The following is a 23,787-nucleotide window of genomic DNA, read 5'->3' as shown; positions in this document are numbered from 1 at the left end:
AATAGACAGGAGACACACATGAGAAAAATGAAATTGAATAGTAAATTGCTCCTGGTTGAGCTATTGGTGATTTTTGGCTTTATTGCCTGTCACCTGACTCCGGTGATTGCAGTAAGAACCTCTCTTGTATTCTCGGGATGTTTTAAAAGCGGGCTTACTAGTGGTATCACTTTTGAAAAAAAGACAGATACCGGCCACTCGGCATACAAAGTTGAAGATGCGCCGATTGAAAAGGCAACTGGAGGTCGTCTGGATTATATGGAGGTGCGACGATATGCGGGTATCTTCTACTTTGCCGAATATTTAGGACAAGGATAACTTGGTGGTAAGAAATTGTTATGCAAAAAGAAGCTGCAGTGCACTTTGATCGTCAGTTGAGCTATTCTATGTAGAATCTAGACATTTTTGGGGGGAATTAAAATTATCTTACTCTATCTGGCAGTCTATCTGGTACTCTTGATTTTTCTAGTCATTTTATATTTTTTGAGTAAAACGGAAAAAACAAAAGCTAGTCTAAAAAAATTTTTTCTCTTCTGTGCACTTGCCATTGGACTTTGGAGTGGCTATCTTTATTACGACAATTATGTGAAACAAACGCTTATTGCAGAAAGTGTATCACCTACCAAAGAGACTACGCTTAAAGTGATTCAACTGGGTAGACCAACGTTATTAGAAGGAACAAGGCTGCGAGTAGTAAGCCCGCAAAATCAGGTCACACATAGTTTTTCCTATCAAAAAGAACCTTATTTTTCCAGCTGTGATATTGTCGTAACCTGGGAAAATGACGAAAAAGCGACGATTGATTTTTTTCAGGAAACCTCTCTTCAAAAAGATAAAACAGTGCCGTACCGGACCCTTCACTATGATAAAGGAAAAGGCGTGTCCTACTAATGCTGTTTTTCGGGAGAAGTCAGCTAAACTATGATGCGATATGAAGACAACCACCCAAGAAGTGATTTTGTACTTCTTGGGTGGTTTTTTGTCTAAGGGAATTCTATCAGTGGATTCTTAACTGGAACTGTCCGGTCATGGGAAGGAGATACCAACATGAAAAAATAACGGATCACAATTCAGCTGAAATCCAGGTTGCCAATAAAATAGTCTAAAACGCATACAGGTCCATATAGACGCAATACCGACGAAGGGTTACTATGAAGATAACAGGTGGTTGGTTAAACAATTGAATTATTTACGATCCTCATCGGAGAGTGATTCCTTCTCTTTTTCCAATTGTTAGCTATCACGGATCCGTCATTAGAGAGTAAAAAGCTTCATGGGATCCTAACGTTATTTTTGAAAGTCCAAGCGGATGCTTTCTTTTGATAATTGATCATATTTGATTGGATGTAGTAATAGTATGTTTTCACAGGAAATATTGTTGATTGGATACACTGGAGCGATAGAAAGGAAGAAAATCATGTCATTCAAAAGTACGAAAGTCATAGTTTTAATGCTGAGTTTGGTGTTGGTTCTAGTAGGCTGCTCTTCAAAAGATGAACAACGAAACTTAACTAAAATTCCTGAGTCACAAAATTTACTAGTTACAGGAAATCGTCCGCTGGGCAAAGATCAGATTGGCAAAAAGCTTGGCGAAGTAAAAAAAGCAGTCAATCCAGATGTAGGTGCTGACCTGGCAGATTGGGATTCTACCAACTTACCAGTCGGCACAGAAATCTATCAGGTTCTCGGGGAGATAGACAATGCCAAAGGAGATTATTTTGCCTATAAAAAAGATGGGAAGTTTTACTTGTTTTATGAATTTTTCGAACGAAAATAAGTGCATCACAAGCTGCTTTTTGAAGAGTATTAAGTCGATAACAAAATTAATTGCTGTTAAAGACAACCGGTCCTATTGCTAGAGGAGCCGGTTTTTTTGTAGCTTATCAAACCTCTTCAGTGTGCTTTTTACTTATAAAGTTTTTGAAATAGACAGATTGCTACGGGTAAAGACCAGTTGTTACTTACTTTGCCTTGCGTTTTTTTCTACGGGTTATTCCCGCATTCGCCACTGACTAGGCGAGATACCGTTTTTCTGGCGAAAGAGGGTGGAGAAGTAGTGCTCGTCAGCGAAGCCTAAGCGGTCGGCAATCTCTTGGATGCTCAGGAGCGTCTCTTTAAGGAGTAATTGCGCCAGCTCCAGTTTTTTGTCCAGATAATAATCATAAGGAGTCTGTTGCAAGTATTTTTTAAACTGGCGGGTCAACTGGGAGGAGGAGAGATTGGCGGCAACAGCAGCCTGTGCCACAGTGATCCGGCTATCCTGTAGGTGGTTTTCTAAGAAAATTTTGGCCTGTAAAACAGCCTCTGGGATCAATCGTGGACGTGCCGGTTGTTGCGCCGCCAAGTCGAAAATCAGCTGATGAAACAGCAGTGAACTGCTGCGGCTGCGTTCAGCAGGAGAAAGCTCTTTTTCGCAAAGGGCTAGTAGCCTATCAAAATCGGTAAACAGGTCAGTAGCCGGAAAAAGGATACGATCTTGGAGTTGATAGCTCTGTAATAGGTGATCTACCAAGGTCCCAGTCACATTGACCCAGATTTTATGCAGTGGCTCTTCGGCAGCAGACCAGTAGTGATGATCGTGTCCTGCCGGCAAAAGATAACAGTCTCCGCCTTGAACAGAAAAGGTAGTGCCATCGATCACCAAGGTACCCTGTCCAGAGAGAACATACTCGAGACTCCAAATGGCCGAAGACCGACGCTCCACTCGATAACTTTCAAAAGGAAAGGTGATTCCAGCTAGCTCAATGCGAAAAATTTCGGGAGCAGCAAATTGTTCGGGTAAAAAGCTCAAAATATATTCTTTAATCATGCTTGGATTCCTCACTTCAATGGCGTTATCCTGGATGGAATTTCAATTCTATGGTTGTATACTATACCTGACAAGAAAAAACGTCAACGGAGGAAAGACTATGACATCACAAGCCAATCAACAAGCTAAAACTGTCGCAATACCACGACCAGAGCATCCTCAGCCGCAATTTCAGCGGGAAAACTGGCATAACTTAAACGGAACTTGGCGCTTTGCCTTTGACTTTGGTCGCAGCGGCCAAGATCGCAAATGGTATGCCGTTTCTGCGGCGCAAACTTTTTCACCAGCAGAAAAGCAAGCCCTCGAGGAGCCTATTTTTGAAAACTGGCAGACGGCTCCCAACAACGATCCTTTTGACAAAAAAATCCAAGTTCCTTTTTGTCCAGAATCTGTTCTCAGCGAAATCGGCTATAAGGATTTTATTCCTGCTTGTTGGTATCAACGAGAGATCACTATCAGTGAGGATGAGTTAACAGGTGCACAAGGAACGGGGGACGTTGTCCGCTTACATTTTGGTGCGGTGGATTATTTCTGCGAAGTCTATGTAAACGGGATTTCTGTGGGCACACATCGAGGCGGCTATGCCTCTTTTTATTTCGATATCCAAGAGCAGCTAATTGTAGGAACAAATACCATCACCGTTTACGTGGAAGATGAGCCTTGCAGTTTTCATCAGCCTGTTGGCAAACAGAGTCGCTTCTTTTATTCTCGTGGCTGTGACTACACACGAACCACCGGAATCTGGCAGACGGTCTGGCTGGAATTTCTACCTGTCGCGGCCTTACAGGAGGTACGCTACTTCCCTAATGTTGCCGATAGTCAAGTCACGATGTCCCTTAAAACCAGTGGAGTTGGCGGTAGCTGTCAGATTACTGTCAGCTATGAAGGACGCTCGATGGGCAGTGCCACAGTCCAATTGACCGGTAACTTTGCGACGGTTACGATTCCTCTGCTAGAGACCCATTTATGGGAACTGGGAGCTGGTCGTTTGTATGACGTGACACTGCGCTATGAAAATGATTTGGTACACAGCTATTTCGGGTTACGGGAAGTTGCTTTGGATGGGTACCGTTTTTTGCTAAATGGTCGCTCTGTTTTTCAGCGGACGGTCTTAGATCAAGGGTTTTATCCTGATGGAATCTATACGGCACCCACTGATGCAGCCTTACAGCAAGACATTCAATTGGCGCTGGATTGTGGTTTTAACGGCGCTCGTCTGCATGAAAAGGCCTTTGAACCACGCTTTTTGTACCATGCGGATCGGGCTGGATACTTGGTGTGGGGAGAGATGGCTAACTGGGGAATTGATCTGTCAGATTTTGCAGCAATCAGCGATTTTCTGCCAGAGTGGCAACAATTGTTGGCACGGGATTTCAACCATCCCGCTATCGTGACCTGGTGTCCCATGAATGAAACGTGGGATGTAGCACACCGTCCGCAGAAAGACGAGATTGTGGAGCTGATTTACCGCACCACCAAGCAATACGACCCTACGAGACCAGTCGTAGATACCAGTGGCAATTACCATGTAGTGAGCGACTTTTACGATTTACACGATTATTGTCAAGACCCGGTCCTCTTTAAAGAGCATTTTACCGGCGGGCTACAAAAAAATGGCGAATTTTGGGACGAGCACGATGCCCGCCAAACCTACACTTCGGGACAGGCTTTTTGTGTCAGTGAGTACGGTGGTATCAAATGGGACCCCACCAGCAATCCCGACAGTGCTTGGGGGTATGGAGATGCTCCTGAAAATGAGGAGGCCTTTATTCAGCGTTATCAGGGCTTGACAGATATTTTATTGGATCATCCGAAAATTTTTGGCTTTTGTTACACTCAGCTTTACGATGTGGAACAAGAGAGAAACGGATTGTATTATTACAACCGTACACCGAAGTTTGATCCGGCTATTTTTAAAGCCATTAATCGTCGCAAAGCTGCGATTGAAGATTGAAAATCAAACACCTCACGAGAAGTGCCGTGGGGTGTTTTTGAGGTGTTGTTTCGACGACAGAAAGAAAAATGATACCGCTGATATTACGGTCTGACAGAGGGGGCGGGTTATTGCAGACGAATTGTCGGGTGTAGTTATTTGTCTGTTATAATCAATTTAACAACACTCAAGGAGGAGATCTAAATGCATATCGAGCATTTGGCTGTGTGGGTCAATGACCTGGAAAACATGAAGGATTTTTACCACGATTTTTTTGAGACGGAGAGTTCAGAGCTCTATTACAATGAAAAAACCGGTTTTCGTTCGTATTTTTTGACTTTTAGCTCAGGGGCGCGTTTGGAGCTAACCAATAAACGATTTTTGGCTGGGCGTAGCCACGAAGCATTTGGTTATGCCCATCTGGCTATCGCGGTAGGTAGCAAGGCGGATGTCAATCGTTTTGCGCAGCGCTTTGTTGCAGCAGGTTTGCCATTGCTAAACGGTCCGCGTACCACCGGCGACGGCTATTATGAAGCAGTGGTACAAGATCCTGAGGGCAATTTGATTGAGCTGACCACTGGCTGACAGCAGCCTACAAAAACGACCACAAGACTAAGTGTCAAGGCGTTGCTTGATAGCTGGTGGAATCAGTCGGAGCCATAGCTTTGATGGCAAGGGGTAAATCAAAACGCTATCGACGGATTTTTATGCATTCATTCGGAGTTTTCTGACAATTTATGAAAAGCAGCTGTTTTTTTACAGTAAATGTGGTAAAATGGCACAAATATGAATAGGGGTGTTGTGAATGACTGGGTATAATGTAGCGGTCGTCGGAGCCACGGGCGCTGTCGGCACGAGAATGATTGAAATGTTGGAACAATCCACCTTGCCCTTGGCACAGGTGAAGTTATTAGCGTCAGCCCGTTCGGCCGGCCAAACCCGCAATTTCAAAGGCGATGAGCTGGTTATTGAAGAATTGGTGCCGGAATCCTTTGAAGGCGTGGATATTGCGTTATTTTCAGCTGGGGGCGGGATTTCTAAAAAATTTGCGCCGGAAGCTGTCAAACGTGGTGCGGTAGTGGTAGACAATACCAGCGCCTTTCGAATGGATAAGGACGTGCCGCTAGTTGTGCCTGAAGTCAACGCCGATGCATTGAAAGACCATCAAGGCATCATCGCCAATCCTAACTGCTCCACCATTCAGATGATGGTCGCTTTGGAGCCTATCCGTCAGGCAGCTGGTTTGAAGCGAATCATCGTGTCCACTTACCAAGCGGTGTCAGGGGCTGGTGCCAAAGCTATGGAAGAATTGAGACGGGAAAGTGCAGCTTATTTAGCGGGTACGCCAGTGGATGAATTGAATCCTGAAATCCTGCCGGCAGGTGGCGACAAGAAACATTACCCTATCGCTTTCAATGCGCTGCCTCAAATTGATGTGTTTGCCGAAGACAACTACACTTATGAAGAGTGGAAAATGATCAATGAAACGCGTAAAATCATGGCGGACGATACCATCAAAATCGCAGCAACTTGTGTGCGAATTCCGGTGTTTGCCGGTCATTCGGAATCTGTCTATATCGAAACTGAAGATGTTATTGATGTAGCTGCGGTCAAAGCACTGTTGGCAAAAGCACCAGGTGTCGTTTTAGAAGATGACCCTAGCCAACAAAGCTATCCCCAAGCACTGAACGCCGTCGGAAAGAAAGAAACCTTTGTTGGTCGCTTGCGTCGGGACTTGGATGTTGAAAACGGCCTGCACATGTGGGTAGTTTCTGACAACCTTTTGAAGGGCGCTGCGTGGAATTCAGTCCAAATCGCTGAAACGCTCCATGCAATGGATCTTGTCAGAGTAAACTAGTTGAAATAGAGAACTAGAGATGTGATCTTTCGGTAGAAAAATGGAGTGATGTTACTCCTTTACTTCTTAACAGCTAATAAAAATAAGAGACACCAAAAAACCGTAGGAAGCATTTTTCCTGCGGTTTTTTTCTATAAAAGTAGCAGCGAAGCAACAAAGGCCTTCGCAGCATAAAAGCTAAACTTGTGGTGTACAGATTTTTTGAGACTTCTTGTGGAAAAACTAGGGAAGCTTACTGGAAGCGGATATCTTTATCTAAAAAGGCTCACGATTTAGCTAAGATAAAAACGAACACTGCTCTCAGCTGCCGGTGTGAATTAGCAAAAAGCCGCAGATTCATAACCGGAAGCGAGAAAGCAGTGTTTTTTTGTTGGGTACGGAGAGCTACAGTTTTCATAGGTTATGCGTTATGCCGCAGTTATTTTAGCTGCGCCAGAACCTTATCGGGAACTTTATTTTGTGCAACTTCATTTGGCCCTTCAATGACACGTTTTTGGCTGATTTCAGCTTTGACGATAGCTCCTGGCCGTAATGGTGTTGGATCAGAGTTAGACAATTCATAGTTCATTTGCTGGGTGCTGCCGTCAGCTTTAACGAAGGTCAGCTGGTATTTATAACTGGACCAACCAGCAATTTTTTCGCCGCTATCATCAACGGTTTGAACCTTTTCAGGGACTGTTTCCGGCACCAACGCGTAGGCGGTCACCCCCTGATAGGTTTCTTGATAATACTGCCAGCCTTTGAAACCCACGACACCTAAGAGAACCACAACAACGAGGGCGATAATTTTTTTCATAAGATAAAAACTCCTTTGTGTAAAATCGCAGTCTTGCAATACAGCGATTATCAGCAATGATCTGCGGAATCTGTGCAACTTGCAACGATAGGGTATCACGGCTTTCGAAAATTTTCATGATAAAAGCCTTCGATTTCACGAACACTTTTGTCACTTGTTGGAAATTATTATTTTTCGACACTTTTTCTAGGGCAAATCATTGATAGGACAGCTTTGTTTGGAAAAGATTAGGAATGATATCGGCATTTCTAGATGTTCAAAAAACCGACTTTTTTGGAAATATAGGAGAAGTTGTTTTCGGAGATAATTGAGAGGAAATACGACTATCCAGACTATCAATAAGGACTCTTCAGTCATCGTTTTTTGATAGAGCCCTTTGTGAAAGGCTTGTTTACCTGCTGGCAAAGCCAGTCGACACCAAAAAGGCGAATCCGCTAAATGACAGGTGGCTTTGGGAAGTCACGCTAGAGGCGGTCGCCTGATTATTGGGTCGCAGATTTTTTAAGTTTAAAGAGATGGGTGTGGCGACGAAGAAAAGCTGGGAAAACCATCAAACAAAAAGGAGATACGCTAATCTATGAAAAATAGTTACAAAAAATAGTTACAAGTTAGCGTGCCTATTCTTATTAAACCGCGGCTAAAGATAAAAAGCGTCGCCTGGAGTCAATCATGAAAGTACTTGTCTAAGGCAGCTAAAACGCCATTTTTGGCAATAACGCCTGAAAATGCGATGGTAATTGGCAGAATAGCTATTGCCGAAATATTGGTAAATCTCAGGACACCAAATATCAGCAAAAAATACAATGCAGTAAAAAGTAGTCGCTTCATCCAAATCATGACCGTCACTTCTTTCTTTTAAGGGAAATACCCGATGCTATTTTTGTGGTGTTTGGCGCGTCTTTTGACAGCATATGCTTGTATTTATTATAGTAGAAACAAATGCGTTTTGATAGCGTTATCAATAAAGAAAAAAGCAAACAAATTCGCTTAAAAACGCTCCTGCTTTTCATGTGGAAATAAGCAGCAGATTTTAGTGACATCTTTTAAGAAAATGATGATTTGCATGATTGGCTAGCAAATCGGTATCAAATTGCTCATATTTCAACAATAATTTCCTTGAAAAATGGTCTGGAACAAAAGCTTCACGGCTGTGAAAGCTAAAATGAGGAGCGTCAGCAGAGGAAAGGGTGGCGCTGTTTTTTGCAAGACTACAAAATGAGGAGAAGTTTTTATGTGGTAGACTGGTGGTAGATAAGTTAGGAATTGCTGATGACCGGAGTACTTCATTTTTGAAAGGAATTGGAGGCATAAGATAATGATGAAGCAAAAAATCATGCTCGGAAGTGTCGTGGTACTCTTTTTGTTGTGGTATATCCTGCTGCAACGAGAAGTAATTTCTTGGCGCTTGTGGCTGTTGGGCAGTGGCAGCGGTTTGCTTGTTTTGGCAGCACTAATAGTCACAAGACAACAGTATTTTTGGGCGAGTCTTGTTGGAAGGCGTGATTCATACACTGAAAATGAAAAGCGGCTGGCGCATTTTTCCGGCTGGGTTACAGGATTTCTAGGACTTGTGTTGATAGTTTTGGGAGTGGTGGCAAAAAGCTAAAGGCAATAAGGAACGGTCAATCCGTTTTTCGCTTGAAGTTTGAGGAGGATAAGATGTCAGAAAACGATTATGTGAACAGTCAAAATGCGCTGTTTGAAGGAAATTTTGAAGAGTTGGGACGATTACTGACCGCCTGGCAAGCCCAGCCAGAAGATCCCCATTATTTTGACTACCTGAATTACAGTGGCTATTTGGCAACTCAAAAGCTCCAATGGCAAGAAGCAGAAGAGCTCTACGATGAATATCTACGACTAGCTCAGGCATTGCAGGACACGGAAAAAATACATGTAGGTTTACATCAGCTTGCGATGGTCAAACGAGAACAGGGGCTATTGCCAGAAGCACAACAGCTGATTCAACAAGAAGCGACTATTTTGGAAGCATCTTTTCCCGATGACAGCTATCGTAAAGCAGTCAACCACTATGAAGCAGGCTATTTGGCACTGCTGTTGGGAAATTTCCCGGAGGCACACGAAATTCTTACCGAGTCATTAACTTTAGCTGAGCAAAATGACGACCCCATTTTATTGGGGTGCAGCTGGCGAGGTTTAGGGGAATTACGCGTCGCTGAAGGGAAAAAAGCAGAAGCTAAAACGGCACTCCAGACTGCATTACGCTTTTTCGAGGCGGGAGAAGATCAAGTAGGCGCTGCTGATATCCGCAGGAAGTTAGCAGCTATCAAGATAGACCAGGTATTTGAAATTGACGAGCGTCAAATATTAGTCGAGGATATAAAAGAAGAGTCGTCAGGCCAAAAAACAGCTATTTCTACAACACTTGATACTAAGAAACAAGCGGTATCAAGTGATCCGCCCCAACCGCCTCCACCAGAAGATTTTCAAGAAGCGATGATTCAGATGGGGCTGCAAGGAACAGGACCAGTAAAGCTAATCGTCAAAGGAAGTGTGACCGAGGTTCCACGGAATGCTAAGGAAAAAGCTGAGATGGATGAAGTACCCTTGCCAAGGGCACATTCAGAAAAAATCGCGGTTATCTCCGTTGTTTTTGTGACAATGGATCCATCTGCAGCAGAAAAACAGTTGCGGTTCTTATTAGCAGCTGACCCAAATAGTTACTACATGGTGTACAGCTGTCCCTGGGATACCGATTTAGAGAAACTCTCTCACTACCCATCAGTAGCGATTACAGCAGAAGATTTCACCGCATAAATAAATGACAAAAGAAAAGAACCCGCCACGAAGGCTCCTTCAGTTTTTCATGATCCAAGCGACCAATAAAAAACTGACAGCAAGCGTCGTGACGGGGATTTTTAACTGGCTTTTGGCCACTTTATTTTCTCTGAAAACAGTGAATTCAGCCAATCGTTAGTTATAAAACCCAGTACCTTATTTTATGGCTAGCTTCAGTATAACCAGTGTCATAGATGAGTTGGAAGGCCAGCTGATACGCTGTGGCAAAAAGCGGCAGCTTACTACTTGTCTGGAAGAGTTTTTGAGAGTTGGTACAGGCGCAATTTTCTGAACAGAAAATCAGCTATGCTATAATTTAAGTAAGTCTGATACTGAAGGAAGTGAGAAAAATCAAAGCAGTCAATATGTTGAAAGAGGTGTTTGTTTCTTCGTTACCATTGGGGGTAATCATTCTGGTGGTATGTGGTTTTGTAGCACCGTTAAACAGCACAGAAGAATATAGTAAACTACTGGTAGCCTATCTCAGTGTTGTCGTGGGGCAAACGCTGTTTCTGGTGGGTTTGGATAGCAGTATTTTACCGATTGGCAAGATCGTTGGCCGGTCATTGATTAAGTTACGCAAAGTCTCTTTAATCGTTTTTTGTGGTTTTCTATTTGGACTTTTGGTAACGGTTGCAGAACCGGCGCTGGAAGTGTTGGCACGTCAGACTAACATGATTATGCCAGAGGTCAGCATCCGGATCTTTGTTTGGATAGCCAGTTTAGGAATTGGCTTATCGGTAGGTTTCGCACTGCTTCGAGTTATGAAAAATTGGCCGCTGAAAAAAGTTTTTGCCTGGCTATATGGGCTTATCTTTCTCCTTGTAATCTTTGTGCCGGGAGATTTTGTCGGCTTGGCTTTTGATGCTAGTGGCGCGACGACCGGGGATGTGTCGGTTCCTTTCATCTTGGCCTTGGGAATTGGTGTCTCAAAGACGATGTCCAAACATCGGACCAATGAGGATACTTTTGGAGTGATTGGCATTTCTTCAGTTGGTCCAATCCTTGCAGTATTTATTTACGGACTGATTTTGAAACACCATCCCTCCATCACCTTATCAGATGCCCAATTCTATGATCCCAGTGTTTCTCAAACCTTTCGTCAAATACTGATAGGTAATTTTAAAGATGTGGCCTTTGCTCTGGTTCCTATAGTCGTGGCCTTTATTCCCTTTCAATTTATGATAAAACTCTCCAAAAGCGAGCTGACTCGAATCTTGCTGGGTCTCGTCCCTGTGTATGTAGGACTGCTGATTTTTTTAACTGGTATCGATTATGGTTTTGCCTTTGCAGGAAAATACATTGGCGAGATTTTTCTTGAATCCGGTCGGTGGGGCTGGCTGCTGGTAGTGGGATTTGGTTTAGGAATCGCGATCACGCTGTCTGAACCAGCAGTGACAGTATTAGGTGATCAGTTGGAAGAGCTGACAAATGGTCATATAAAAAAGCAGACGATTCGGTTAACTTTAGCCTTGGGAATCGGGTTTGCGACGGTTCTTGCTATTTTGAAGATTATCACTCAAATCAATATTCTATGGTTCTTAGCGCCGCTTTACTTGGTGGCTTTGATTATGATGAGGTATACATCAAACCTGTTTGTAGGTTTAGCATTTGATTCTGGGGGAGTGACTGGTGGTGCATTGACTTCGGCATTTTTGACGCCGTTGACATTAGGTGTGGCTCAAGCTGTAGCTGATACTAGCTCGCAACCCCAATCAATTTTGATGAACGGCTTTGGTGTAATCGCTTTTATTTCTGTGACGCCGCTGATTGCTGTTCAGGTGTTGGGACTTCTTTATGAGCGGCGCGCTGCTCTAAGCAGAGCTTCTGATGAGCTGGAACTGGATAGTCTTGAAGGCCTGTTTGAAGAGGAGAGGGGGAAAGCAGATCATGAAGGATAGATGTGAGGAAGCCCTGCGTCAGCTAACTATCATTGTCGGTAGAAAAAAAGCCGAGCTACTGCTAAAAGCATTAGTGGCTAACGGTGCTCAACTGGTTATGACCACCTATGGGGAAGGGACAATGGACCCTAACTATCTGCTGAAGGTATTGGGATTGACAGCGGAAAAAAAGAAAGCAGTGATTACCTGTTTGATTAGAAAAAGTGACCAGGAACAGATTATGGATCTGCTGTTGAAGGATTTTCAGTTTGATCAACCGAATACCGGAATTGCCTACACAACACCGGTAGGGGAAGTCTCATTTTGAAAGGAGCTTATACGATGGAGCAATCTCTAGAGAAAGACATTCGAGCGCTACATATTATCACAAATGCAGGGTTTGCCGATGAAGTTGTCGCCATTGCCCGTGAGGCGGGAGCATCAGGGGCAACTATCATGTCTGGGCGAGGTGAAGGGCCACGTTATGAGGTGTTTATGGGTATCACGTTAGACTCTGAAAAAGACCTTGTTCTGTGTATCACAGAAAAAGCGGTCGCTCAAAAGGCGATGCAGGCAATCAACGAAAAGGCTGGAAGAAAAACACCAGCCCACAGCATCTGTTATACGACACCGATTGACCAGATGATTGGCGTCTCCTTTACCCCGAGATAGTAGTGTAGTGCCCATTTTGGATGATAGCGCTAAAAAAAGGTGATACAAAGCTGAGATTCTCAGCTTTGTATCACCTTTTTGGACTGGCTGTAAGTTTTGGGGTGCCTGATTATGATCGACAGCTGGGTAAACCAAACTAGCTGTAATACAAGCATTCACAAGAAGTTTTCCTCCGGCTGGGAGGTAATTTTTTTTGTTTTTTCGTTTTTAAGGAGAATTGCTGTGGCGTTAAAGATAGTGATACCAATACTATCATGATGAAAGAGCAACTACTTAATGAATGTGGAAAAACCAGTTTCCGGAGTTTAGAGGTATCAGCTACTCGATTTTTGGGCAGCAGCTAAGCTATTTCTTTTCGAAAAAAAGAAGTTTTATTTTTACAATAAAGTAAATAGTACTAAGTATAAAATAACAGAGTTGAACAGAATTGTGGGCTGAGTGTGCCATTTGTCAATGGTTATCGAGATGAAACAACGGTTTGACATGCTGCTAAAAATTAAAAATATAAGCTGTGTATTTATTTTAAAAAAGCTGTAGAAAATCGTCAGAATGACCGTACTTAGCTGTTATGAAAAATAGTTAAAGCGACATTGTTGAGTAGTCTCCAAAATTGATGGATTTTCGTTTAATTTGTATGAAAAAGCTATATAAAACAAATGGAGATAGATTTTTAAATCAAAATAATTGTATTTAATTGTGTAATGTGAATAAAATTTTGCTGGTTTGAATTAGTTCCTATATAATCTGTCTATAGAAACATTTGTAATTCCAGTTATATTATTGTGCGGAAAAAGGCAGGGGAACTTTCGGCAGGAAAGCTGCTTGATGAGAAAGTGGAAATGGAACTCACTTAAAGTTAAGCGGTCCCGTCAATTAAAGAATTACGAATGGAACAGGGGGATTTTTGGATGAAGAAACAGAGGCAGAATCGATTTTGGAAAAAGGGAGCATCTGTACTGGCTACTGTAACGTTGCTTTCTTTGTTGGGTGGAGCACAACCCAAATACGCGGCTGAAAATGCAGGACAAGTGACCACTGCTAACAAGACCTTTATCGTCAATAAGAAAGTCAACATGGCTAATATTCAATCAAGCAATAATTTATTTTCTACGACGATTGCCATCCCATCGCCGGGGAAAAGTACGGTGGATGGGGACAAGTACACGGCAACTTATACGTTTACGAAAAAGGCTGATCCAAATTATCGGCTGCTGAAGGTCATTCCGTATATTGAAGCCCCTAACTTCACGATAACTAACTGGGGCGGACCGGTTGTTGCCAAGGGTAATTATATCTATGACGAGAGTATTCAGGCGTGGCGCATACCGGATCCAATGGTGGCTGTCGACGGTTCTGAAGTGCCGGCAACAACAGCTGTCAATGGGACGCAGGGAATCAAACTTTATCTTGCCGGTGAGAAGACTGGTATGGAAGCATTGAGTTACCTGACAAATGATGGTTCTAAAGTTGGAATGCGACCGGTTATTCTGTTAGGGGATGTCCGGACGATGCCGGCAAACGTGCCACAAGCGACTTCTTTCACCATTTTTCAAGAGCGGACATATGAAGGTGCAGAAGGGATGTGGCACGCCTTTTCCTATCGGCCATCCGCTTATGTCGAGTATGAGTTTGATGCAACAGTAACAGGAACAAATCCTGACGATCAGCTGAATTTGACTATTGGCGACAATGCACACTTTGATTCTGTAATCACCTTACAATCGCCTCAAAAAGTTACTGCCGATATTGTGTGGCAGGAAAGTACCAATGATGGGGCAACTTTTACTGATATTGAGGGAACCTCTTCAAACAGCAACGGTCAGCAAAATATGACAAAGTCTTTGGATGTTACTGCTACAAAAGACAATGATGGCAATTTGTATCGTGTGAAAATCACCCCCAATGAAACAGATGAAGCACCAGTTTACACAGAACCTGCCCGGCTGACCTTGAAAAAAACTTCTGCAAGTATTGAAGCGGCTAAAGTTTTAGAAGGTGCTGATCTCGATGCCAATCAGTTTGAGTTTATTCTACGGGATGCTAATGGGGTAGAACTGGCCCGTGCAAAAAACACAGCAGCAGGCAGTATTCCATTCACTCCGCTTTGGTACACGGCACCGGGAGAATATACCTATACCATCGAGGAAGTCGATGACGGACAGAAAAATATCACTTATGACTCAACGGTGTTGGAGGCACACGTTCTGGTGAAAGCAACTGGCGAAGCGTTAACAAGTGAAGTCAGCTTTATTGAAGGAAGAAAGACGTTCACGAATACCTTTACACCCGCACAGACCAGTGATACCGACAGTAGCCAAACGACTGAGCCAAGCAGTGAAAATTCATCAGAGTCCAGCGAATCAAATTCCAGCTCAGCCAAATCCAGTGACTCTGAAGTGATTTCGGAAACTTCCAGTGAAGCTGCGGGAAATCCAAGCCCGAAAGCAACGACAAAATCAAGCCACTCACTAAAGGAGACAACACCGAACAGCAGCAATAAAGCCAAAGAAAATAAGAAGTTGCCTAAAGCTGGTGCTGAAAAGAATGGCTTTGCTTTTCTAGGTTTATTATTTTTAGCAATTAGTGTTTTATTGTTTATGAAGAAACAACATAAACAGTACCGATGATATAGGCACAGGCTGAATTATGAGCTGTAGTGAATCATAGAGCTTAGTCATTGACTGAGAGGTACTTGTTAGCTTTGATATTCTATCTGGTGAGTAAGTCAAATGCTACAGCAGAAGATTTCACCGCGTAAATAAATGACAAAAGAAAAGCCCCGCCACGAAGGCTCTTTCAGTTTTTCATGATCCAAGCGACCAATGAAAAACTGACACAAGCGTCGTGACGGGGAATTTTTTATTGCTTTTTGATCACTTTGGGTTCTTCTGGTAAATCAATAGCCATGCCGCTGATGGTGACAATCGTCGGTTCTGATGACTTTTGTTGCAACTCATCTTTTTTAAGAACCAGTGTGGTATCTTTGTCGGTGGTGAGTGGGGCATCTGGCAGCGGCGGTGGCGGGGTCAGCCAATCGTTAGTCATGAAACTCAGCTCCTGTCTTATCATTGCCTTCAGTATAGCACTTTAATCACCCGAACAGTCCAGAGAAAGAAAGTTCGTTGCGCATCACCTATTGAAATAACAGGATATATAGCCACAAAGCAATCGACGCGATGATTACGATCAGCCAAATTGCTTTTACCAGTGGTGTATCAGGATTGACAGAAACTCCAATTCCAGAAAGTTTTGGGACCCAAACTGCAGAAGCGTCATTTTTAGAGTGACTGTAGTTAGATCTATATAAAAAATAACTGACCACCTCTAAAACAATACAAAGTGACAAAAGGCCTAAGCCAAGCCATTTGCTGTTTATCTTGTTTAATAAAAGACCGGTGATAAGCAGCGCAAGTAAAAGAACAATTGCAACAAAAAATAGGAGAGCGCCTATTTTTTGATTTTTTGTTGTCCTTTAGTCTCCTCAGAGTTGTTAGGCAATTGTAACAGATTTGTCAACTCCTTCAGCTAGCTTTTTAAAAGGTTTACCGCGAAATTCTTAAATTGTCAGAAATAATACTTCGCTACTCCTTTGAGCAACTATCGGCAAGTTTTGCAGGCAGGGGAGTATACTTAATCTGAAAGTAGCAGGCAGATAGCTTGGAAATTACGACAAAAATCGTGTCAAGGACGGTAAGAAAAGAGGTCTCCCTATGAAAAATTATCCAATTCATGAACGGCTGCTGGTGGGTTCTTTATTGGCGATGGCAGCGGGTGGGCTGGACGCATACACGTATCTGGAACATGGAGAGGTTTTTGCGGGGCTGCAGACGGGGAACTTCATCCTTTTGGGAATTCACCTGACTAAAGATGACCTTAGTCGCAGTCTTCATTATTTGGTGCCTATCGTAGCATTTGCATTAGGTACGATTTTGATTCGGATTTTACAACAGCGTTTTGAGAAAAATGAGTCCCTGAAAAATCGACAATTGTTTGTTTTGGGGTGGGAAATTCTCTTGATTTGGTTAACGGCGTTAGTTGCGCCGGTGGTTCCAGACATGTTGGCCAGTGCCATGGTTTCATTGGCTGCTGCGGCCCAACTGCAAGAATTTCGTAAACTAAAAGGTGGTCCCTTCACCTCATTGATGATGACTGGCAACCTGCGGACGTTGGCGGAGAGTTACTGGAATGCTCTGTCTGGCGGAAATCGAGGGGCTTTGAAAAAGGGCAATGATACGTTAGCCATCGTGGTCGCTTTTGTTTTTGGGGCTGCTTTAACCGGTAATCTGGTGGAGCGCTTTGGGGAACGAACAGTGCTTGTCAGCTCAGTGTTTTTGCTGATAGCAGCAGTGATTACTTTTCAAGACCAGCGCAAGCAAATTATCACAAAATGAAGTACCAAAAACAGCCGGCGAAACCGGAGAAGTCATTGAAGGGCTTCCGATTTCGTCGGCTGTTTTTTGAACTCATGTACAAGAAACGTGTGATTTTGTCAAAGCTGTGATACGTGGTCTTTCCCGGCTTCCCACAACTCTTTTGAAGGCAGGCTCTTTTTGCCGTTGATGGTTACGGTACCGTCTTCGGCGATAGCAATCTCGGTGCCAATCCACATGTTAGCGCCAATGCCTAGAAGGCTGACGCGCTTTCCTTCGCCAGCTTCTCCCGGTGTAAGCGCAGCCAGCATGTCTTGGACCCATTCAGCCTTGAGGAATTTCACAGCGCCATTGTCAAACTCAATTCGAAAAATATTAGCCAAATTTTCCATTTTGGTGACTTTTGGAGTCGTTTCAGTCATTTTTTTCATCCTTTCTTTTTTTGCGTAGTTGTAACAATCAGAACATGCCTCCGATTCCATACAGTCCCCAGCTGGTAACGATGCGAATCTCTGTTTCGGGAATCTGCAGCATCTCTTGAATTGCCGCTTTGATGTCGTCTTCACTCATCAGGCTTTTCAGCTGATAAATGTAGGTGGCAGTACCGTTTTTTTTCTGCTGATTAATCAGTCGCCAGGTACCGATATAAGTCAGTTTCTCCATCAACGGTACTTGTCTTTGAGAGTGCAAAGTGACGGTCAATGTCGGCAGCCAGGAGGATTGGTAATCACTGTTCTGACTTTTCAGTTGCCGTAAACGGCGTCTAGCAGAAGTGGTAGCGACAAATGGTGCGAGCCAGACCAGCGGAATCAGTAATAACGGCGCGAGTAAAAAGAAAACAGCCAATGTTTCGGAGAGGCCTGGAATAAGGGACAGCCCCCAGCAACAGGCCAATAAAAAAGCAAAACCGGTCTGGATAAAGCGCCGTTTGTCCACTTGCCGCTGACGATAGGCTCTTTCAATGGCAAAATCTCCACTGATATCAGAAAAGCCGTCGTCATTATTCGCCTTAGCCTTTTCATCAGGTAGCGCTAGTGGGTAAGAGTAAACGAGATAATAGGCTTGGCCGGGTCCTGGCAGGCGTCGTTGCGTGATTGCTGCTAATCCTAATTCAATGAGGGCTGTTTTGTTTTCTTGATCAATAGGCTGGTCAGAAAATTCACGTATCAACTGGTACTGTTGCGGATCAGAAATGACTTTGAACTGGTAAAATCCGCGGCTCGTACTTTCCAGTACATAACCTTCGCTCAACATTTTAGTCAGATAGCGGCCTTCTCTGCGGGAACCGGCCACCTGCCATTTGATTTTTCTCATCAGATTTCCCCCCGTCGTTCATCAGCAATTTTATTGAGGAGCCGCAAAAACTTTCGCTGCTCTTCCAAAAGCGACCGCCCTTTTTCGGTGATGACATATTCTTTTTTTGTCCCCTCAGTGGGCAATTGGAAAATCAGTCCCTGAGCGATGAAATCAGCAATGCTGCGATACATAGTCGCCGGCCCAATAGTGACCATGCCGTCGCTGCGCTCCTCTACATATTTCATGATTTCATAGCCGTGGGAAGGCTGTTGCAGGCACAAGAGGATCAGCGTCGCAGTATTCGATAGGGGAATCGTCAAGCCGCCGTCACTTTTTTTCATGGAATTCCTTCTTTCTTTATACTTTTATCTTATATCCATTTTGAATATATGTCAAATGGATATATATTCGATTTGGATATAAGCAGCAGATGAATTTTGGCAAATGGCAAGCTAGATTGACAGCTTTGTTAAAAGTGCTATGATAAATATGAAATCGCTTTCTTTTTTGCGAGGGTCATTGAAATTCCGTTTGCAGTACCAGGCTGTAATTTGTAGACGATTCGATGACTGACAAATCAATAGGAGATGAAGCCATGCGTTTTTCAGAGAAAATGACTCAATTGGCAGATACAGTCTATCGTCGAGGGTACCGAATTGATTTTACAGACCCACAGCAGCTGTCTGATTACCCCAACTTAGCGCCTGTCGGAATTTGGACGGTAAAAAATGGTTACAATTGGACGATAATAGTAGAAAATGATTCTCCTTATTTTCATCAGGAGAATTTCGAGCATCTGTTGGCAGAAGAGCTACCAGCAAATTGTTCGTATGAGATTACGGTCCTTTCAGCACCTTTTGGACCGTTGAGCTCTGATTGAATAGGACCATTTTCCAAATCCAGGAGCGAACTGGAAAAACGGACTATTGCTATTTTTGAAGCAGATAGTTGAATCGAGGGAGTATATGGAAAAGAAGTCTTTAGGGGCGTTGCTGCTTTCAGTGGCAGCAGTAGTCATTTGGTGGTTTTTTGGTTTGCCCGTGGGAAATCTGTTCTCGGTGTTCTGCATTTTCTGTTGGATGGTGCTTTACTTGCAAGATTTGTCGGGACGTCTGGCGGAATTGAGTCGCTGGGAAAAAATTGCTTCTGGTTCATTGGTTTTAGTGATGATTACGGGCATGATTTCCATCGCCACTGGATTATTCCATTGAGAACAATAAGTCGTAAATAGCTAATACTGAAAAGCGGTTTTTTTGCCGATTTTCAGTTTTTTTTTTCGTATTACAAATGGCGGTGGAAGTTTCTACGATATTTAGTATCTGTCATAAAGCCACTTTTTTATAGGATGCTTCAAACTCTGGAATAGTGACCAAAAAAGTCTTAGGAGCTAAGAGTGCAACGAAGCTGATTTTCATTATCAGTTAAGACTTTTCGGTAGGCCAAAATATGCGGTCGCAGTATCCTTGTGATGAAGAGGTGGTTTTCATGACAAATTTCAAAAAGTTTTTACTAGTAATACTGGTGGGAGCCGCAGCCCTTATCGCCGAGTTCGGCTTAGGGCAACCGACTGTGGCTTTCTGGTTGATCGTGATTGTTGGTGGTTTGACAACGATTTCTATGTTTATCGGAATGATTGAAACCCTGCGTTCCGGTAAATATGGAGTCGACATTTTAGCGATTACTGCGATCATTGCGACTTTGGCAGTGGGGGAATATTGGGCAAGTCTGATGGTATTGGTGATGCTGACTGGCGGGGATAGCCTGGAAGATTACGCTGGTAAACAGGCTGGGCGGGAATTGAGTGCGTTATTGGACAATTCACCTCAGATTGCTCATGTGCTGGAAGGCGAAACTATCCAAGATCTGCCGGTGGATGATGTGGCAGTAGGGGCTTTGATATTGGTGAAGCCCGGGGAAGTGGTGCCGGTGGATGGTCGTGTCAGTGCTGGAACTTCTTTTGTCGATGAAGCGTCATTAACAGGGGAATCAAAACCCGTTGACAAACAAGTTGGAGATGAGCTGATGTCCGGTTCAGTGAACGGGGATGCTCCGCTCCGCGTCACTGTAACCAAAAAAGCCGCTGACAGTCAGTATCAAACGTTGGTAAAACTGGTTAAAGAATCCCAAACGAAGCCGGCTCGCTTCGTACGACTGGCTGACCGTTATGCGGTACCTTTCACGGCAATTGCTTATCTGATTGGCGGTGTTGCCTGGTTTATCTCAAAAGACCCGGTTCGCTTTGCCGAAGTTTTAGTAGTCGCATCACCATGTCCATTAATCTTAGCTGCGCCGATTGCGCTGGTTGCCGGCATGAGCCGTTCCAGTCGTAATGGGATTGTAGTTAAGACGGGGACAACCATTGAAAAGCTGGCAGATGCCAAAAGTATTGCCTTTGACAAGACGGGAACGATTACTGCGGGTAGTCTTTCGGTAAATGAAGTCTACAGCTTGACTACACATTTTTCAGAAGAGCAACTGTTACAGCTGAGCGCTAGTGCCGAACAAGAATCCAACCACATCTTGGCACGTTCTTTGACGAAGGAAGCAAAAAGAAGAGCAATTGCGCTTTTACCAGTCACAGGATTGGAAGAAATCACAGGTCAAGGAATCACTGCAACAGTAGCCAATCATCAACTGAAGATTGGCAAAGCAGCATTTGCCGGCTGCTCAGAAAGTCACCAAAAGGGTCAAACCGCAGTCTATATTGCTGTCGATGGTGTAGCCAGTAGTCAGATTACTTTTGAAGATGTTTTGCGCCCAGAAGCACCGGCGACAGTAGATGCCTTGCGTCAGGCGGGAGTTCAACATATCAAGATGCTGACCGGCGATCATCGGAGTATCGCAGAAGAGATCGCGCAAAAAGTCGGAATTACTGAAGTTCATGCAGAGTGTCTTCCTGCTGACAAAATCCGGATTGTACAAGAGGTTCCGCCAGACCAACGACCGTTAATCATGGTAGGAGATGGAGTCAACGACGCGCCGGCGCTAGCTGTGGCAGATGTCGGAATCGCTATGGGGGCGCACGGATCTACCGCTGCCAGCGAAAGTGCCGATGCAGTCATCTTAAAAGATGATCTCTCCCGGGTTGCTGCAGCCGTTACTGTTGCGCAAGATACCATGAAGATTGCCCGCCAGTCGGTTCTAATTGGCATTTTTATCTGCATCTTGCTGATGCTAATCGCAGCTACCGGTGTCATTCCGGCATTGTTGGGAGCAGCTTTGCAAGAAGTCGTGGACACAGTTTCCATTCTTTCGGCATTGCGGGCCAAAAATGACCGAGCTGGCACCGAGAAATTTCTAGCTTGATTTTTTTAACATTTTCTGAAAATATCGAAGAGCCAACTGTTAAAAGGTGGAGATACCTTGTCACAGTTGGCTTTTTTGTATCCAAAGAAATAATGACGTGGCAAGTTTAGCGCAACTTCAAAAAAAGCGATTGTGCAATAGTGAACATTCATAGAGAGAAATCAAGAGAGTATCCGGAATAAATTGAGTGTTTTTTTATTTCGTAAAAAAGAGAGGTGAACGCAAAGTGGTTCGGTGAGGCAGACTACTAAATCGGTTATTTTTATTTTTATCGGTAACGAAAAACAGACCAAGTATGTTTTTAGAGCTAGTCAGTGATAAGAAATTGTATCTGAGGGAGGCAGGAAAAGTGGTCTAGCCCCGTGCTTGCTATCAAAAGAAGATTACAAATGTTCGCTATAGAAAATGTTATCTAATAATCTTGAGCTGTATTGTTTAAAAATACAAGAACTAAAAAACATTGTGAAAAAATCCTTTTTGAACGACCTGAAAATTCTTCTACAGGAAAAAGTTGGGAGAGCATATAGATTGGTTTTTGTTATGATTGTGTCGTATGATTGCCTTGAAAGCAACAATCGTTTTGTTAAAAACATCTTAAAAAAAATAAAAAAATGTGAAATTAGACGATTGTTGAACGGGCCCCCAATAAAACTAAAAAAGGATGTTTATTGTGAAGAAAAGGAAAATCGTTATTGCTGTCATTGCTGCTACTGTTTTTTTTATTGCCGGAGGAGTTTTTTACAGTCAATACACGTCAGCCGATGAACGTCAAAAAACAGCCCAGATTGCCGAAGAACATAAAGAGGCAGATCAGTTGTTTGTTGAGAAACTGAACTTGAAGACCTCCAAACGTCAACAGGTAACCGATGAGGACTTGATTACACTGACTCGCAGTGATCGAATCGGGAAAGTAACGAAGCTGACACTATCAGATCAAGGGTTACGTCAAGTCACTCCCGGACGCTACCAAGTTCAGCTGACAATCCAATTTCCTTCCAGGATTACGATTACCAAGACTGCTGAGGTAACTGTCTCTGACGATGTGGCCCCTGTAATCACTGTACCGAGAGAACTCTCGACAACAGTTGGCGCTGATTTTCCTATTGATCAAATCAAGGTGAAAGATGGGGTTGATGGAACACTGGCCCCAGACAAGATCGCAATCACCGGTTTTGATAAAAATAAAGCTGGGCAACAACAAGTTACAATATCAGTACAAGACAAGGCTGGCAATAAGGCTACTAAAAAAGTAACGATTACTTTAAATGCTAAAACGCCTGTCCCTCAGGAAGAGGCTATCACTGATAAAACAACTAGTGAAACTTCGGCTGAAAGTGATAGTATCATTGAAAATAATGAAGCAATTGAAAATGATACAGAGCAAAGCAACCCGGTAGCAGCTGTTGAGAGTACCACAGTGACCGAGGAAGCAACCAACGCATCTGAGTATTCAAGCGATGGCGGTGCGGTGGCAGCTACGGAAGCAACTTCTCAAACGGATTATGAAGAAACTACCCCCGCACAGGCATCAGTTGCTCGCACTGCAGCGCCGGCAGTTCAAACCGCCACTTTATCCTTCAATGGAAGCACAATTCCTTTCATTCAATATAACGGTGCGGCAGCAGCACCAGGATCCGGTGCTGGAACTTGGATGGGGAACGGTAGCACAACGGACGGTGCATCGACACACTTTATCGGACATAATCCTGGTGATTTCTCCGGTGTTATGGGGCTAGGGGTTGGTTCGGCAATTACCGTCGTGGATGACAGTGGCAATTCTCGAACATACACGGTTTACGAAGTTGTGGATGTCACCGACGATGGCTATAACAATAATAACCCTGCAGATGATGTCCTGCCGCGGATGCTTTATGCCGGTGGAGAACGCATTAGTTTGCAGACGTGTATCACTGACACAGTAAACCGTTGTGTCCTAGCTCAATAAATCTTGTTTAAAAATAGGTTGTGACAATCGTCTTGTCACTGCCCTCAGAAGCGAGCATGACCAAACGTAAGACATAAGCAAAAAAGAAGCAACTTCAGTTCTTTAACCGAAGTTGCTTCTTTTTTC

24 protein-coding genes are annotated in these 23,787 nt (G+C 43.6%); 17 read left to right on the top strand and 7 right to left on the bottom strand.

The window, feature by feature from the left end; translation table 11 throughout:
* Positions 1–18: 18 nt before the first annotated feature.
* From BAU14_RS10240 to BAU14_RS10230, 3 genes are all read left to right on the top strand, one after another.
* Entirely contained in the window at positions 19–318 is a 300-nt protein-coding gene (locus BAU14_RS10240) for a hypothetical protein (protein WP_161900008.1), read from the top strand.
* A gap of 165 nt (positions 319–483) precedes the next feature.
* Positions 484–891, top strand: coding sequence for a hypothetical protein (locus BAU14_RS10235; RefSeq protein ID WP_161900007.1), 408 nt, complete (start codon positions 484–486; stop codon positions 889–891).
* Between the two features lie 526 nt (positions 892–1,417).
* Positions 1,418–1,777, top strand: a complete 360-nt coding sequence (locus tag BAU14_RS10230) for a hypothetical protein (protein ID WP_161900006.1) — start codon at positions 1,418–1,420, stop codon at positions 1,775–1,777.
* A 213-nt stretch (positions 1,778–1,990) separates the two neighbouring features.
* Here BAU14_RS10230 and BAU14_RS10225 read toward each other — a convergent pair whose 3' ends face one another.
* A complete protein-coding gene (locus BAU14_RS10225) occupies positions 1,991–2,809 on the bottom strand; it encodes a helix-turn-helix domain-containing protein (RefSeq protein WP_161900005.1) in 819 nt (272 codons plus the stop codon).
* Positions 2,810–2,909: 100 nt separating this feature from the next.
* Between BAU14_RS10225 and BAU14_RS10220 the strand changes: the two genes are divergently transcribed.
* From BAU14_RS10220 to BAU14_RS10210, 3 genes are all read left to right on the top strand, one after another.
* Complete coding sequence (locus tag BAU14_RS10220; RefSeq protein WP_161900004.1) at positions 2,910–4,763, top strand: glycoside hydrolase family 2 protein; 1,854 nt, start codon at positions 2,910–2,912, stop codon at positions 4,761–4,763.
* A gap of 183 nt (positions 4,764–4,946) precedes the next feature.
* The gene (locus tag BAU14_RS10215; RefSeq protein WP_161900003.1) at positions 4,947–5,327 is read left to right on the top strand and encodes a VOC family protein; all 381 of its coding nucleotides are present in this window, start codon (positions 4,947–4,949) and stop codon (positions 5,325–5,327) included.
* 220 nt (positions 5,328–5,547) lie between these two features.
* Entirely contained in the window at positions 5,548–6,600 is a 1,053-nt protein-coding gene (locus tag BAU14_RS10210; protein ID WP_161900002.1) for an aspartate-semialdehyde dehydrogenase, read from the top strand.
* A 418-nt stretch (positions 6,601–7,018) separates the two neighbouring features.
* Here the strand turns inward: BAU14_RS10210 and BAU14_RS10205 are convergent, their stop codons facing one another.
* Complete coding sequence (locus tag BAU14_RS10205; RefSeq protein ID WP_161900001.1) at positions 7,019–7,396, bottom strand: YxeA family protein; 378 nt, start codon at positions 7,394–7,396, stop codon at positions 7,019–7,021.
* 663 nt (positions 7,397–8,059) lie between these two features.
* Entirely contained in the window at positions 8,060–8,233 is a 174-nt protein-coding gene (locus tag BAU14_RS10200; protein WP_161900000.1) for a hypothetical protein, read from the bottom strand.
* A gap of 478 nt (positions 8,234–8,711) precedes the next feature.
* On the opposite strand from BAU14_RS10200, the gene BAU14_RS10195 reads away from it, so the two are divergent.
* The 6 genes from BAU14_RS10195 (at position 8,712) to BAU14_RS10170 (ending at position 15,371) form a co-directional block, all read left to right on the top strand.
* Positions 8,712–9,002: a hypothetical protein gene (locus tag BAU14_RS10195; RefSeq protein WP_161899999.1), complete on the top strand. Its 291-nt coding sequence runs from the start codon at positions 8,712–8,714 to the stop codon at positions 9,000–9,002.
* A 53-nt stretch (positions 9,003–9,055) separates the two neighbouring features.
* On the top strand, positions 9,056–10,171 hold the full coding sequence (locus BAU14_RS10190) for a tetratricopeptide repeat protein (protein WP_161899998.1): 1,116 nt from the start codon (positions 9,056–9,058) through the stop codon (positions 10,169–10,171).
* Positions 10,172–10,533: 362 nt separating this feature from the next.
* Positions 10,534–12,093, top strand: coding sequence for a DUF1538 domain-containing protein (locus tag BAU14_RS10185; protein WP_202622206.1), 1,560 nt, complete (start codon positions 10,534–10,536; stop codon positions 12,091–12,093).
* The gene (locus tag BAU14_RS10180; RefSeq protein ID WP_161899997.1) at positions 12,083–12,400 is read left to right on the top strand and encodes a hypothetical protein; all 318 of its coding nucleotides are present in this window, start codon (positions 12,083–12,085) and stop codon (positions 12,398–12,400) included. The genes BAU14_RS10185 and BAU14_RS10180 overlap by 11 nt, the downstream gene beginning before the upstream one ends.
* 14 nt (positions 12,401–12,414) lie before the next feature.
* Positions 12,415–12,744: a P-II family nitrogen regulator gene (locus BAU14_RS10175; protein ID WP_161899996.1), complete on the top strand. Its 330-nt coding sequence runs from the start codon at positions 12,415–12,417 to the stop codon at positions 12,742–12,744.
* 908 nt (positions 12,745–13,652) lie between these two features.
* Positions 13,653–15,371 (top strand): Spy0128 family protein, encoded by a 1,719-nt coding sequence (locus BAU14_RS10170; RefSeq protein ID WP_161899995.1) that lies wholly within the window; start codon positions 13,653–13,655, stop codon positions 15,369–15,371.
* Positions 15,372–15,603: 232 nt separating this feature from the next.
* Here BAU14_RS10170 and BAU14_RS10165 read toward each other — a convergent pair whose 3' ends face one another.
* Positions 15,604–15,789: a hypothetical protein gene (locus BAU14_RS10165; RefSeq protein WP_161899994.1), complete on the bottom strand. Its 186-nt coding sequence runs from the start codon at positions 15,787–15,789 to the stop codon at positions 15,604–15,606.
* A gap of 665 nt (positions 15,790–16,454) precedes the next feature.
* Between BAU14_RS10165 and BAU14_RS10160 the strand changes: the two genes are divergently transcribed.
* Positions 16,455–17,135: a YoaK family protein gene (locus BAU14_RS10160; RefSeq protein WP_161899993.1), complete on the top strand. Its 681-nt coding sequence runs from the start codon at positions 16,455–16,457 to the stop codon at positions 17,133–17,135.
* Positions 17,136–17,233: 98 nt separating this feature from the next.
* Here BAU14_RS10160 and BAU14_RS10155 read toward each other — a convergent pair whose 3' ends face one another.
* From BAU14_RS10155 to BAU14_RS10145, 3 genes are read right to left on the bottom strand one after another with little or no spacing between them, the layout of a single operon-like run.
* Positions 17,234–17,536, bottom strand: coding sequence for a hypothetical protein (locus tag BAU14_RS10155; protein ID WP_161899992.1), 303 nt, complete (start codon positions 17,534–17,536; stop codon positions 17,234–17,236).
* A 37-nt stretch (positions 17,537–17,573) separates the two neighbouring features.
* The gene (locus tag BAU14_RS10150) at positions 17,574–18,428 is read right to left on the bottom strand and encodes a hypothetical protein (protein ID WP_161899991.1); all 855 of its coding nucleotides are present in this window, start codon (positions 18,426–18,428) and stop codon (positions 17,574–17,576) included.
* Positions 18,428–18,751, bottom strand: a complete 324-nt coding sequence (locus BAU14_RS10145) for a PadR family transcriptional regulator (RefSeq protein ID WP_161899990.1) — start codon at positions 18,749–18,751, stop codon at positions 18,428–18,430. The genes BAU14_RS10150 and BAU14_RS10145 overlap by 1 nt, the downstream gene beginning before the upstream one ends.
* 254 nt (positions 18,752–19,005) lie before the next feature.
* On the opposite strand from BAU14_RS10145, the gene BAU14_RS10140 reads away from it, so the two are divergent.
* From BAU14_RS10140 to BAU14_RS10125, 4 genes are all read left to right on the top strand, one after another.
* Positions 19,006–19,290 carry a hypothetical protein gene (locus BAU14_RS10140; protein WP_161899989.1) on the top strand — a complete coding sequence of 95 codons (285 nt, stop codon included), beginning with the start codon at positions 19,006–19,008 and terminating at the stop codon, positions 19,288–19,290.
* Positions 19,291–19,375: 85 nt separating this feature from the next.
* Positions 19,376–19,621 (top strand): hypothetical protein, encoded by a 246-nt coding sequence (locus BAU14_RS10135; protein WP_161899988.1) that lies wholly within the window; start codon positions 19,376–19,378, stop codon positions 19,619–19,621.
* Between the two features lie 274 nt (positions 19,622–19,895).
* Complete coding sequence (locus BAU14_RS10130) at positions 19,896–21,716, top strand: heavy metal translocating P-type ATPase (RefSeq protein WP_161899987.1); 1,821 nt, start codon at positions 19,896–19,898, stop codon at positions 21,714–21,716.
* 670 nt (positions 21,717–22,386) lie between these two features.
* Positions 22,387–23,661, top strand: a complete 1,275-nt coding sequence (locus tag BAU14_RS10125) for a bacterial Ig-like domain-containing protein (RefSeq protein WP_161899986.1) — start codon at positions 22,387–22,389, stop codon at positions 23,659–23,661.
* Positions 23,662–23,787 lie beyond the last annotated feature (126 nt).

The sequence above is a fragment of the Candidatus Enterococcus leclercqii genome, from assembly GCF_009933135.1.
GTDB classification, from domain to species: Bacteria; Bacillota; Bacilli; order Lactobacillales; family Enterococcaceae; genus Enterococcus_C; species Enterococcus_C leclercqii.
Note: the sequence above shows the minus strand (reverse complement) of the source record. Positions and strands in the feature narration are given on the sequence as shown.